We start from the raw sequence: 12,548 nt of genomic DNA on the forward strand, positions 1-12,548 counted from the left end.
CATTGATCGGCGTCCGCCCCGGGGGGGGGGGGGGGTCGCTCCGCCCGGGGGGTTTTTGGGCGCCCCGGGGGGGGGGGCGGCGCCGCCCCCGCACCCCCGAGGTATTTGGACAAAGAAGAAGGGGAGAAGGCGAATCCGGGCGGGTGCGGCACGTACAAGAGATGCCGCAGCCTGTTCTTTGCGTTTCGTTGCCCCGGGCTTATGCCGCCCCGACATGATCGTCCAGTTGGACCATATGGCCGGGCGAGACCTCGCGGTATTGCCGGGTCGGGTGGATATAATCCATCGGGCGCACCGGCGAGCGTATTTCGGTGGAATCGGCGGGCTGCATGATCCCCCGGCGCGATGGGTCGGGGATGGGAACGGCAGCGATAAGCCGCTGGGTATAGAGATGTTGCGGGTTGTCGAAGATTGCGGCCCTGGGGCCGATTTCGACGATCTCACCGAAATACATTACCGCAACCCGATGACTGATCCGTTCAACGACCGACATGTCATGCGAGATGAACAGATAGGCCAGATCATGTTCCGCCTGAAGATCCAGAAGCAGGTTCGAGACCTGCGCCTTGACCGAGACATCCAGCGCCGAAACGGCCTCATCCGCGACGATCACCTGCGGGCTAAGCGCCAATGCGCGGGCAATCGAGATGCGCTGCCGCTGGCCGCCCGAAAATTCATGCGGGAAGCGTTCCGCCATGTCGGGCGACAGGCCAACCTGCGACAACAGGGTCGCCACCCGGTCCTTTGCCTCTGATCCGGACATCAGGCGATGCGACAACATCGGTTCTTTGATGGCATCGCCGATCTTGATGCGCGGGTTCAGCGAAGCGAAGGGATCCTGAAAGATCATTTGCGCGGAACGCCGCAGCCGGCGCAGTTCCTGCCCCGAGATATCGGCGATATCCTTGTCGCCGATGAAGATATTCCCTTTGGTCGGCTTTTGCAGACGCATGATCGCGCGGCCGGTGGTGGATTTCCCGCAACCGGATTCGCCAACCAGCGCCAGAGTTTCGCCAGGATAGAGCTGAAAGGACACGTCCTCCACCGCGTGAACCCGCCCATGCGGCAGATCGAACCGGATGGACAGGTTCGAAACCGAGACCACCGGTTTCGCATCAGGGGATGTCCGGACCATTTCGATCCCTTCGCTTGCGATGCCGGTGGTCAGATCAACCTCAGGAAAGCGCCGCGGACCCTTGGCGTCGCCCATCGAGCCAAGACGTGGGATTGAGGCCAGCAGGGCCTTGGTATAGGGCCGGGTCGGGTTCGCGAAAATCCTGCCGGTTTCGCCGGTTTCGACGGTATCGCCGCGAAACACCACAAGGGTACGGTCCGCCACCTCGGCCACCACGCCCATATCATGGGTGATGAACAGAACGGCCATGTTCTCTTCTTTCTGAAGCTCGCGGATCAGCAACAGAATTTCGGCCTGAATGGTGACGTCCAGCGCGGTGGTCGGTTCATCCGCGATCAGCAGTTTGGGGCGGCAGGCCAGCGCCATGGCGATCATCACCCGCTGTCGCATCCCGCCCGAAAACTTATGCGGATATTCATGCAGCCGGTCTTTGGCGGCCGGGATCCGGACACGTTCCATCAGGCGCAGCGCCTCGGCCTCGGCTTCGCGCCACGACATGCTGCGATGCAGGACCAAAGCTTCGGCAAGCTGATTGCCGATGGTGAATACCGGGTTGAGCGACGTCATGGGTTCCTGAAAGATCATCCCGATATCGCCGCCGCGCACGCCGCGCATCTCTGACTCGCTGATCTTCAGCAGATCGCGGCCGTCCAGCAGGATCCGGCCCTCGATACGGGATTTGTCGCGCGGCAAAAGGCGCATCGTCGACAGGGCGGTGACGCTTTTGCCCGATCCGGATTCGCCGACGATGGCAAGGGTTTCGCCCGCGTTGATATGGAAGTTTATATCCCGGATGACGGGTTTCCAGCCGTCGCGGGTGTGAAACGAGGTCGTCAGGTTCTCGACCGCAAGGATCGGCTGGCTGTGAACATCATTCATATCAGCGTTCCTTCGTCAGACGTGGATCGACCAGATCGCGCAAACCGTCGCCAAGAAGTTGCAGCGACAGGACCGAGAAAACGATGGCAAGGCCGGGGAAAAGCATCAGCCAGGGCGCGTTGTTCATATATTCGCGCCCCGAGGCCAGCATCGTGCCCCATGTTGGCATATCGGTCGAAACGCCCACGCCAAGGAAAGACAGGCTTGCCTCGGCCAGCATCGCCGAAGCGAAGACGAATGTTGCCTGCACCAGGATCGGAGAGGCAAGGTTCAGCAGCACATGACGCAGCAGCAATTGTCGGGTGGGCAGCCCAAGCGTCACCGCGGCCTCGATATAAGGCATTTCGCGCAGGACAAGGGTCGAGCCGCGTACGATCCGGGCCAGCCGCGGCGCATAGGTGATGCCCAGCGCGATAATGACCGTTACCAGCGATGGTCCGAGCGCCGCGACCAATGCAATGGCCAGCAGGATATCGGGAAAGGACATCATGGCGTCGAGCAGTCGCGATATCGGCGTATCAAGACGCGGGAAGAAACCGGCCGCGACGCCAAGGATGACGCCCAGAATGGTGGACAGGATCACGACGCCAAGGCTGACCAGAAGCGAAATCCGGCCCGCATAGATCGCGCGGGACAGGATATCGCGGCCGAATTCATCGGTGCCGAACCAATGCTCGGACGAGGGGGGCAGAAGCTTGTTGACGATCGAAAGCTTGTTCGGCGCGTATGGCGAAATCAGCGGCGCAAGGATCGCGGCAAGCACGACGATTGTCAGGATGATCATGCCGATCACGACGGCGCGGTTCCGCAAAAGCGGGCGGATCGCGATGAGGAATCTGGAAATCATAGCCGCACCCTCGGATCAGCGACGACATAAAGCATGTCCACGATGAAATTGATCAGGACATAGATTGCCGCGACGACCAGCAATGTCCCCTGAATCACGGGATAATCGCGTCTTAGCACTGCCGAGACGACAAGATTTCCGACGCCGGGCAGGCCAAAGACGGTTTCCGTCACAACGGCGCCCGCGACCAGCATGGCGATGGACAGGCCAATGACGGTAATGATTGGCACCAGCGCGTTCCGGAAGGCATGTTTCAGCACCACCCGTCGCTCATTCGCGCCTTTGGCCCGGGCGGTGCGCACATAATCGTCGCCCAGAACGTCCAGCATTGCCGCGCGAGTAAACCGCGTGATCAGTGCCGAATTGACAACGCCCAGAGCGACGGCGGGCAGGACCAGATGACCTAACCGGTCCACGAAGGGCGTCGCGGGGCCGCCATAGCCCGAGGCGGGGAACCAGCCCAATTGCACCGCAAAGACCTGAATCAGGATCAGGCCCAGCCAGAAGCTGGGAACGCTGGCCGCCACCATGGTCAGGGTGACGACGATCTGATCGAAGATCGTCCCGCGCTTGACCGCCGACAGGATGCCCACCGGCAGCGCGATGGCCGAGGCGATCAGGATCGAGAACAGTGTCAGGAAAAATGTCGGCTCGGCACGGGCAAGCAAAGCCTGCCCCACCGATTGGTTCAGGAAAATCGAATGGCCAAGATCGCCCTTCAGCAAGCCCAGCATGAATTGCCCGTATTGAACGATCAGCGGCGCATTGAGCCCCAGCCTTTCGCGTAATTGGGCGATATCTGCGGGCGTGGCGTCAGAGCCAAGCATGACAGCGGCGGGGTCGCCCGGCGTGACCCGGACAATGATGAAAACAAGCGTTGCGACAATCAGCAGCACGATCAACATGCCGAAAAGACGCTTTGCGAAAGCACGAACGACCCGGTTCATGGCAATTACTCCGTTGGGGTGACGTTCCAGAAATGCGGCCAATAGGTCGGCTCGTAGCCGCTGACGGTATTGGCGACGCCGGACACACCATTGAAATTGCCGACCTTGAACAGCGGCGCATCGTCATAGATCGCCGTCTGGATGCCAGCCCATGCCGCGATTTTATCTTCGTCCGAGGTCGCCTCCATATAAGTGCCTACGGCCTGCGCCTTCTGATCCGAGACATACCAGCCCGGATAGTTGTCATTGATCGTATTGATCGTGGTCGGGTCGCCGGGGAAATTCGAATGGGTGATGAAGATATCCCATTTGCCCGGATCGGCGCGGCGCTCGGTCAGGGTTGCCCAATCCACCACCTGCAAATCGACCTTGAACCCCGCCGCTTCCAGATAAGCCTTGGCGACTTCGCCGATCTTGTAATGGAATTCATACTGGCGGCTGGTCAGCAGACGGATGGGCGTGCCGTCATATCCGGCATCGGACAGCATTTTCGCCGCCCCTTCGGGATCCGCCTCGTCATAGCGGGCGACGCCTTCCTCCGTATGCCAGATATAACCTTCCGGGAAGATCGAGCCATCCACACTAAAGAACCGCTCATCCCCGAAAGCGGCAAGCATCATGTCGTTGGGATCAAGCGCAAGTTGAACGGCCTGACGCAGTTGCTTGTTCGTCAGGGGGCCTTCCTGCATATTCATGTTCATCGAGGCCCAGCCCGAGTTCTCGAAAATCACCGGCTTGGCATTGTCGCTGGCCTCTACCCGTTCATAGGCACTGACCGGCAGAGAGTCCGCGAAATCGAACTGCCCGGAAATCAGCCCTTCAACGCGGGTATTCGCATCGGGAACCGGGACGAAATGAATTTCCTTCGCGATAGCCTCGCGTTTGCCGGCATAGTTGCTGACCTCACCCTTGGGCGATTTATAATCCTCGAAACGGACAAGCTGTGTATATTGATCCGGCTTGCGCTCCTTCAGCAGATAGGGACCGGTGCCGACGAATTCCGTCAGCTCATCCCCGATTTTCTCCGAAGGCAGGATGATCGCGGCTTGCGAGATGGTGGCAAGCAGCGGCGCATACCGGGATATCAGCTTGAAAACCACGACATTGTCGCCATCGGCCGTCAGGCTTTCGACAATCTCGGCGACCTCTTTGCCCTTGGAGTTGATCTTCATCCAGCGTTCAAGCGAGGCAACCACGTCGGCGCTGTCGAAATCGCTGCCGTCATGGAATTTCACCCCTTCGCGCAGCGGAATGCGATAGGTCAGCCCATCCTCGGATATCTCGGGCATGTCCGCTGCCAGCAGCGGAACCGAGCGCCATGCCGCATCATAAGTGAACAGGGTTTCGAAGATATGCTGATCGATGGTCAGAACGATATCGGTCGGCGTTTGCATCGCATCAAGCGTGGGCGGTTCGCCAATGGTGGCGACGGTCAGGATACCTTCGCCCGGGTCGGCCAATGCGGTGCCCGCCAGTCCGGCGATCAATGCGATGGTACTTGTCGTGAGTGCGGATTTTTTCATGATTAAACTTCCTGTTGAGACGTTTCGTTTTTGGGTTCGGCTTCCAGCCCAAGCGGATCCTCGACCCGCGGCCATATGTCCCGGGGGGCCTTGCGATAATCGGTCTTTGCCGGATCGGTGGGGTAGGATGTCGGTGCGGCGATATAAACGATCTCGGATGTGATCGGCGCGAAACCGGCGTAGAAATGGTTGGTGGATTTCACCAGCAGGTAATCCTTGGCCGCGAAATCCATGCCCGCGTTGGTAAATATATCGGGCTCATAGGTCTGCGTCCGGCTGGTGATCAGGATAATGTCCAGTTGTGTGCCGACCGGGCGAACTACTGCAGCGCGCCCAAGCGTCACCCGGCTGTTGCGAAAGCTTTGCCAGCCCGCGTCCAGAACGCGCATCACCCTGACCCGCAGGTCCAGCGGCTCGCCCCCATGTGCGCAGGATTTACCGCCGATCCGCATATCCAGTTCGGCACCTTCGCCCGCCGCATGGGCGAACCCGGCGGCGATCGGATCCCAAATGGTCGCCACGCCAAGACTGGTCATGCCGCGCGCGATCATCTGGCGCAGGATATAGGTGGCATCCCCGGCCACGCCGCCACCCGGATTGTCCCAGACATCCGCGATCACCACCGGCTTGTCGGGATACCGATTGCGCAATGCCTGCGCGTAATCCAGACCGGCATCCGTATCCAGCATGGGCATCACGGTATCGCGGCGCATCAGATACAGCTCTTCGCCAAGCCGTTTCGCCAATGCGTCGCCACCCGCAGGGTCATTATCGGTGACGACGACGATCCTTGTTCCCATTTCAGGGACATCGCCCGCCATGAAGCCGTGAATGACCGAGATGGACAGAACACCGTCCTTGCCCTGCATGTCGGCCAGCCTGTCCACATAGGACCGCATCGGTTCGCGGCTGGTGGGATAGATGGTGATCATCCGGCAATCGAAACTCGAAATGACCGGTTTCACCTCACCCCGCAGCGCGCGCAGGGAAAGCTCGACCACATGCTCGCCGCGCTCTTCGAAATCGGTATGCGGGAATTCCAGAAAGGCGGCCATCAGGTCAAGATTGCGCACCCGCTTCGGGGTCAGATGGCTATGCGGATCGAATTCGGCCGAGATCAGGACATCCGGGCCGGTGATCTCGCGGATATGTTGAAGCAGATCGCCTTCGGGATCATCGTAATCCTGCGCCACCATCGCCCCGTGCAGCCCAAGGACGATCCCGTCGACCGGCAAGGCGGCGCGAAGCTGATCAAGGATCTGATCCCGCAATTCCTCATAAGTCGCACGCTGGATCAGCCCCGCCGGTTCCGCCCAGCAAGAGGTGCCTTCGATGACGGTAAAGCCCTCTTGTTTCCCGCGCCTGCGCAGAATCGGCACGACAGCAGAACATAATGTCGGCGTTTCGGGGTGCTGCCCCGGAGTGGCGAAGAATGCCGCGCGAAAGGCATTCATGTCGGTCGGCACCGGTGAGAAGGTGTTGGTTTCGGTCGCAAGGGATGCGGTGAAGATGCGCATGATCAGACCGCGAGAATAAAGATGCGGAATGGCCGGCGAGCGACTGTCGCTGGGGGCGTTGTCACGGTGCCGGATGCGATCATCCTGTGATCGTTTGCCATTACAATACACCCCCTCATTCGTAAATAATTTACATTAATTACGGTAATCTGGCGAATCATGTCAAGAAAATTTGGAATTACCGAAATTTAAGGTAAATTCTTTTCATAAAATGCATCTGATGATACTAGGGCGATCTTTGATCGTGATCTGGTCGGATGAAAATTCGAAGGCGGAAATGTCCCGGGCGTAACGCCAAGTGGAGTCATCGGCGCCATGCGGTGAAAACCGCGCCGGTCACGGCAGAGAGATTTTCAGTCTGCATGGGCGCGGTCGGTGTTGACGGCCGACCGCGCCCGTCCTGTTCACCAGACCGTACCGCGCGCCGCGACGTCTTCGACCCGGGTCACGACACCATCGCGGTGAAAGACCATCCGGTCGAACAGGTTACTGACGACACAGGTATGATTCGGCACGATTCGCACGACCTCGCCCAAGGATGGAAACTCCCCTGAATGCCCGCTCAGATCCACCACCGCATGTTCTTCCGACAGGCCGGTGATCCGGGCGCCTTCGGCCCCGAAGATTTGCCCGTAATCGCTGAACCCCAGCAGATCCGAGGTCAGGGCTTTCGATCCCGAATCCAGCACCGCCCGATCCGCGGCAGGGCGCGAGATGACGGTTGCCAGAATAGTCATCGCCAGATCATCGGATCCGCATTGCCCGGCGCGCACCATGCTGCGGTCGTTATAGATATAGGTTCCGGCCCGATGCTCGGTCGCCGAAGGCACCAGATGCGCCTTGTAAAGATCGGGCGATCCGCCGCTGGAACGGACCGGGCAGGGGATGCCTTTCGCGTCCAGCCCCTGCATGGCGGTCGCAAGGAAGGACTCGACCTGCTCTGCCCCGCCGGGTGCGGGATAGGTCATCAGCCCGACAAATTCGAGCCCCGGTGCCGCAACGATATATTCGGCCAGTTCAATCGCGGCTTGTGCGGTTTGCACGCCGCAGCGCTTCCCGCCGGTATCGCATTCGATCATGACCCGCAAATGATGCGATGTGTCGAATGTTGCGGCCAGCCCGTCAATCACCGCCTTGCTGTCGGCCACGACCGTCAGCCTGGCGACCCGGTCGTTCAGCAACTTCAGCCGCGCCAGTTTTGCGGGGCCGAGAATGTGATATGTAAGCAGGATATCGTCGATCCCGGCATCCGCGAAAACCTCGGCCTCGGTGATTTTCTGGCAATTGATCCCTTTCGCGCCGGCAGCAATCTGCTGGCCCGCAAGCGCCGGGATCTTGTGGGTCTTGATATGCGGGCGGAAGCTTTTGCCGCATTCATCCAGATATTTCTGTGCCCGCGCGATATTCCGTTCAAGTATCGTTTCGTCGATAATCGGCATTGGCGTCGGAATCTCGGAAATCGGGGTTCCGGGCTTGGGCCATGGATAGCTCATGTCATGTCCTTCGTGTTTGTGGAGGCGCGATCGGTAATGTTTATAATTTTCATATTTCAGCGTAGATTCGGATAAAATACCAGCAGATTTGCTTGACTGCAGCATAATTATGTAATTAATTTTCCTTATCGGCCGATTACACCAATCAGGAATATCCCTGTGGACCTGTTTCATGCCCTGACCGACGAAGAGCGCAGCCGATCCAGGCTTGACGCGAAAATCACCGCGCTGGTGCTGGATGACGTGGATTTCGTCACGGGCTCGACAATCAACGAACTGGCCGAGCGTGCCGGGGTATCCCCGCCGACGATCACACGGTTTTGCAGGCGTCTGGGCTGTGCGAGCTTTGCGGATTTCAAGGTGCAGCTTGCGCGGATGACCTATGTCGGGCTGCGCTATCTGAAGCCGGAAATGCCGACAACGACGGTGTCGGAAGTCATCGACGATATTGTCGCCAAGGCGCAGGATACGCTGTTTTCACTGCATAATCAGCTTGATCACGACCGGCTGGAGGATGCGGCGCGGCTTCTGCGCGGTGCCGGCTTCATTCAGGCGGTCGGCGCGGGCGGGAATTCTTCCATGATCGCGAATGAGATTCAGAACCGCCTGTTCCGGCTTGGCTGTCATGTGCAAAGCACCAATGACAAGGCGATGGCGGTCATGCTGGCGGCGGCGGCAACGCCTGATACGGTCGCGATCGTGTCGTCAATGACGGGCCGGGATGTGGAACTGGTCCGGTGCCTTGATCTTTACCGTCACCACAACGTGCCGACCATCGCGCTTACGCAAAGCGGATCACCGGTTTCCGAGCGGGCCTCGGTCGTGATTCCGATTGATCTGCCCGAGGGTGTCAATATTTATCGTCCGACCTCGACGCGCTATGCCTATCTGGCGGTGATCGATATTCTTGCCAATCTGGTAGCTTACGCCGACCGCCAGAAATCGCTGCAATATCTGCGGCGGATCAAGGAAGAACTGGTCAGCAATCGCGATGGCGACGACCGCCAGCTTCTGGGCGATTAATCAATAACCCTGTTAATATGGAGAATAGCATGACGATCAAACGCCACGGTGTCGGGGCTTCGAAAGGTTCGGGACAGAAATCGCTGCCCTTCGCCAAGGCGACGGAAGCGGATGGCTGGCTTTACGTTTCGGGCCAGACCCCGATGCGCGACGGCGAAGTCACTGGTCACGGCATTACCGAGCAGGCCAATATCGCCATCGAGAACATGCTGCAGATCGTCAAGGATGCCGGTTATGGCGTCGAAGATATCGTCCGCGTCGGGGTCTGGCTGGACGATGCGCGCGATTTCTGGAGCTTCAACGGCGTCTTCGAGAAATATTTCGGAGACCATCCGCCCGCCCGCGCCGCAGTACAATCCTCGATGGTGGTGGATTGCAAGGTCGAGGTAGATTGTATCGCTTATAAGAAGAAATGAGGGCAGGGCCGGGTCGCCTGAACCCGGCCCGGAACCGGCGGGAATGTTCCTGATATGAAAAGGGCGGCGACATGCCGCCCTTTCGAGAATTATGCTGCATCCCGATGTGAAACTTCCGGCCAGCCATCCGCCGGCCCGAGCCATTTCAATGAAGTCCGAATTCCGCCATAAGCTGCCGCCGGTTCTGTACGAAGTCGGGATCGCTGCGGTCTCTGGGATGGGGCAGATCGATATCGATCAGGCGGATGGCAGTATCCTTCGTCTTTGGCAGGACCAGCACCCTGTCGGCCAGAAAGATCGCCTCTTCAAGATCATGGGTGACAAGCACCATGGTCACGCTTTCTTCCGTCCAGATGCGAACAAGCTCTTCCTGCATCGTCATCTTGGTCATGGCGTCAAGCGCGCCAAGCGGTTCGTCCAGCAACAGGATCTCGGGCTGAACGGTCAGTGCGCGGGCGATGCCGACCCGCTGGGCCATGCCGCCCGAAAGTTGCCGGGGCCATGCCCCCTCGAATTCGGCCAGGCCCACAAGGCGGATATAATGCCGCGCCCTTTCCGCGGCCTGGTCGCCTGGGATGCCCTGAACCTCCAGCCCGAAGGCAACATTTCCAAGCACCGTGAGCCAGGGCAGAAGCCGGGGTTCCTGAAAGATCACCGCGCGTTCCTTGCCAAGCCCGTGGACCGGTTCGCCATCGATCAGAACGCTGCCGGAATCCGGCTCTGTCAGCCCGGCCAGCACGCGAAGTAAGGTCGTTTTGCCGGAACCGCTGGCGCCCACGATGGCAAGGCTTTCGCCGCCGGAAATGTTGAGATTGATGTCTTTCAGAACCGTCAGGCTATCGCCGTCGATCCGGAAGGATTTGGAAAGGTCGCGGATCGTGACCTCTCCTTTCGCGGAAATCTGTGCAACGCTCATGCGCCCGATCCCTTGTCGGTCTTTTCCTCCTCGCCCGTGACCAGAAGAATGTCGGATACGTCAAGCTGTCCTTCGGATAGGGCACCTTCGCGAACCAGAACATCGATCCAGAACTGCACGTCGCGCTCTACCGGCAAACCGCCTTCGCGGATGCCATAGCCTGCGAAATACTGTGCCACCTCGGGATTCTCGCCGCGCTCTTCAAGCATGCGGGCCATGATCTCGCGGGTTTCCTCGGGGTGTTCGCGCGCGTAATCCAGCGCAAGGGCCGATTTCTCGATAAAGGCTTTGGCCGCTTCGGAATGCTCATCCGCCCAATCCCGGCGCAATACGGTAAAGCCGCCGGCGATATCGCCAAGAATATCGGTATCGTCGAAAACCGCCCGCAGCCCGCCTTGCGTGCGGGCAACCCCTTCGAATGTCGTCTGCCAATAGCCGAATGCGGCGATATCGACCTGTTTCGAGCGCAGGACCTGTTCAAGCTGCGGGCCCGGCGCCACGATCAGATTGGCGGCGTTCTGTGGCAGGCCAACCGAATGCAGCGCCTCGCGCACCGTATAGTCAAGATGCGCGCCAAGCGTGTTCACCGCGATGGTCTTGCCTGCGATATCCTCGATCGAATGGATCGGGCTGTCCTCAAGCACATAGAAAATGGATTGCACCTCGTCATTGATGCCATTGCTGGGGTAAGCCGCCACGAAATCATTGCCGCTTGCGATGGAATTGAGCACGGCGGAGGTCGCGGCCGAGCCGATATCGACGTCCCCGGAGGCAAGGGCAAAAAGGGATTCGGGGCCGCCGCCGGCATAGCCGATACTTTCGACGCTGACGCCGGTGCCTTCGAAGTAGCCAAGTTCCTGGGCCAGTTCATGCGCGGCGATGCTGCCATGGCTCGCGAGGAAGCGCATGGTGACATCCTCGGCATGTGCCGCGCCGGCCAGAACGATCGTGGCGCCCGCGGCGGAAAGAAGGTTTCTGAACCTGTGGGTCATGGGTCTATCCTAATTGTGAAATCCGGAGATCACTGGTTGACGACGCTCCAGCGGCAAAGACGCCGCTGCAGCAGCACCAGAACCGCGTTCGCGGCAAGGCCAAGAAAGGCCAGCAGGAAGATTGCGGCGAACATCAGGGGGATCTGGAAATTGTACTGGGCATTCATCACCTGAAAACCGATCCCCTTATTCGCGCCGATCATCTCTGCCGCGATCAGCAGCAGAAGCGCCGTCGTCGCCGAAAGCCGCAGGCCCACGAAGATGGACGGCACGGAAGCGGGCAGGATGACGCGGCGAAAGATGGTCGCGCGCGAGGCCCCGAAACTGCGGGCCATCTCGATCAGTTTCGCATCGACTTCCTTGACCCCGCCGATCGTGGCCAGCAGGATCGGGAAGATCGTCGCCCAGAAGATCAGAAACACTTTCGAGGTTTCACCAAGCCCAAGCAGCAGGATGAAGACCGGATAAAGGGCAAGTGCCGAGGTTTGCCGGAAAAGTTGCAGGATCGGGTCAAGCGCACGCTCCACCGGTTTGATCTGTCCCATGACAAGGCCAAGCGGGATCCCAAGCCCGACGGCGGCAACAAAGGCAATGCCCGCCCGCTGGATCGAGATCGCGATATCATCAAGCAAAGCCCCCGAGGTGATCCCGCCCCAAAGCGCTTGCGCCACGCGGTCAAGCGGAGGAAAGACCGCCGGATTCAGCCAGCCGACCGTGCTGGCAATCTGCCAGCCTGCGAAAAAGGCGAAGATCAGGCCATAATCGGCAGCCGCCTTGCCAAGCACAGGCGAAATACCTTTGGCGCCAATGGTCCATTTCGGCCGCACACGCTGCGCGGCACCGGTCAGGTCATAGGTCAT

11 protein-coding genes are annotated in these 12,548 nt (G+C 59.6%); 2 read left to right on the top strand and 9 right to left on the bottom strand.

Annotation, left to right across the window (positions count from 1 at the left end):
• Window positions 1–199: 199 nt before the first annotated feature.
• The 6 genes from Q0601_RS17040 to Q0601_RS17065 form a co-directional block, all read right to left on the bottom strand.
• Window positions 200–2,014 carry an ABC transporter ATP-binding protein gene (locus Q0601_RS17040; protein ID WP_305291084.1) on the bottom strand — a complete coding sequence of 605 codons (1,815 nt, stop codon included), beginning with the start codon at window positions 2,012–2,014 and terminating at the stop codon, window positions 200–202.
• Window position 2,015: 1 nt separating this feature from the next.
• Window positions 2,016–2,861, bottom strand: coding sequence for an ABC transporter permease (locus Q0601_RS17045; RefSeq protein ID WP_305291085.1), 846 nt, complete (start codon window positions 2,859–2,861; stop codon window positions 2,016–2,018).
• The gene (locus Q0601_RS17050; protein WP_305291086.1) at window positions 2,858–3,808 is read right to left on the bottom strand and encodes an ABC transporter permease; all 951 of its coding nucleotides are present in this window, start codon (window positions 3,806–3,808) and stop codon (window positions 2,858–2,860) included. Before Q0601_RS17050 ends, Q0601_RS17045 begins: the two co-directional genes overlap by 4 nt.
• A gap of 5 nt (window positions 3,809–3,813) precedes the next feature.
• On the bottom strand, window positions 3,814–5,331 hold the full coding sequence (locus tag Q0601_RS17055; RefSeq protein WP_305291087.1) for an ABC transporter substrate-binding protein: 1,518 nt from the start codon (window positions 5,329–5,331) through the stop codon (window positions 3,814–3,816).
• A gap of 2 nt (window positions 5,332–5,333) precedes the next feature.
• Window positions 5,334–6,848: a M81 family metallopeptidase gene (locus Q0601_RS17060; RefSeq protein ID WP_305291088.1), complete on the bottom strand. Its 1,515-nt coding sequence runs from the start codon at window positions 6,846–6,848 to the stop codon at window positions 5,334–5,336.
• 404 nt (window positions 6,849–7,252) lie between these two features.
• Window positions 7,253–8,341, bottom strand: a complete 1,089-nt coding sequence (locus tag Q0601_RS17065) for a D-TA family PLP-dependent enzyme (protein WP_305291089.1) — start codon at window positions 8,339–8,341, stop codon at window positions 7,253–7,255.
• A 159-nt stretch (window positions 8,342–8,500) separates the two neighbouring features.
• On the opposite strand from Q0601_RS17065, the gene Q0601_RS17070 reads away from it, so the two are divergent.
• Entirely contained in the window at window positions 8,501–9,364 is an 864-nt protein-coding gene (locus tag Q0601_RS17070) for a MurR/RpiR family transcriptional regulator (protein ID WP_305291090.1), read from the top strand.
• A gap of 29 nt (window positions 9,365–9,393) precedes the next feature.
• Window positions 9,394–9,780 (top strand): RidA family protein, encoded by a 387-nt coding sequence (locus Q0601_RS17075; RefSeq protein ID WP_305291091.1) that lies wholly within the window; start codon window positions 9,394–9,396, stop codon window positions 9,778–9,780.
• Window positions 9,781–9,925: 145 nt separating this feature from the next.
• Here the strand turns inward: Q0601_RS17075 and Q0601_RS17080 are convergent, their stop codons facing one another.
• Genes Q0601_RS17080 through Q0601_RS17090 form a run of 3 tightly spaced genes read right to left on the bottom strand, consistent with a single transcriptional unit; the run spans window position 9,926 to window position 12,548 of the window.
• A complete protein-coding gene (locus tag Q0601_RS17080) occupies window positions 9,926–10,696 on the bottom strand; it encodes an ABC transporter ATP-binding protein (protein WP_305291092.1) in 771 nt (256 codons plus the stop codon).
• Window positions 10,693–11,688 (bottom strand): ABC transporter substrate-binding protein, encoded by a 996-nt coding sequence (locus Q0601_RS17085; protein ID WP_305291093.1) that lies wholly within the window; start codon window positions 11,686–11,688, stop codon window positions 10,693–10,695. Before Q0601_RS17085 ends, Q0601_RS17080 begins: the two co-directional genes overlap by 4 nt.
• Before the next feature lie 29 nt (window positions 11,689–11,717).
• Entirely contained in the window at window positions 11,718–12,548 is an 831-nt protein-coding gene (locus Q0601_RS17090; protein ID WP_305291094.1) for an ABC transporter permease, read from the bottom strand.

This window comes from Paracoccus wurundjeri (genome assembly GCF_030678915.1).
In the GTDB taxonomy this organism is placed as follows: Bacteria; Pseudomonadota; Alphaproteobacteria; order Rhodobacterales; family Rhodobacteraceae; genus Paracoccus; species Paracoccus onubensis_A.

What these genes read in the sequence shown, in the direction of transcription:
- Q0601_RS17040 (WP_305291084.1), bottom strand. Translation starts at nt 2,014, where the DNA reads ATGAATGATGTTCACAGCCAGCCGATCCTTGCGGTCGAGAACCTGACG.
- Q0601_RS17045 (WP_305291085.1), bottom strand. Translation starts at nt 2,861, where the DNA reads ATGATTTCCAGATTCCTCATCGCGATCCGCCCGCTTTTGCGGAACCGC.
- Q0601_RS17050 (WP_305291086.1), bottom strand. Translation starts at nt 3,808, where the DNA reads ATGAACCGGGTCGTTCGTGCTTTCGCAAAGCGTCTTTTCGGCATGTTG.
- Q0601_RS17055 (WP_305291087.1), bottom strand. Translation starts at nt 5,331, where the DNA reads ATGAAAAAATCCGCACTCACGACAAGTACCATCGCATTGATCGCCGGA.
- Q0601_RS17060 (WP_305291088.1), bottom strand. Translation starts at nt 6,848, where the DNA reads ATGCGCATCTTCACCGCATCCCTTGCGACCGAAACCAACACCTTCTCA.
- Q0601_RS17065 (WP_305291089.1), bottom strand. Translation starts at nt 8,341, where the DNA reads ATGAGCTATCCATGGCCCAAGCCCGGAACCCCGATTTCCGAGATTCCG.
- Q0601_RS17075 (WP_305291091.1), top strand. Translation starts at nt 9,394, where the DNA reads ATGACGATCAAACGCCACGGTGTCGGGGCTTCGAAAGGTTCGGGACAG.
- Q0601_RS17080 (WP_305291092.1), bottom strand. Translation starts at nt 10,696, where the DNA reads ATGAGCGTTGCACAGATTTCCGCGAAAGGAGAGGTCACGATCCGCGAC.
- Q0601_RS17085 (WP_305291093.1), bottom strand. Translation starts at nt 11,688, where the DNA reads ATGACCCACAGGTTCAGAAACCTTCTTTCCGCCGCGGGCGCCACGATC.
- Q0601_RS17090 (WP_305291094.1), bottom strand. Translation starts at nt 12,548, where the DNA reads ATGACCTATGACCTGACCGGTGCCGCGCAGCGTGTGCGGCCGAAATGG.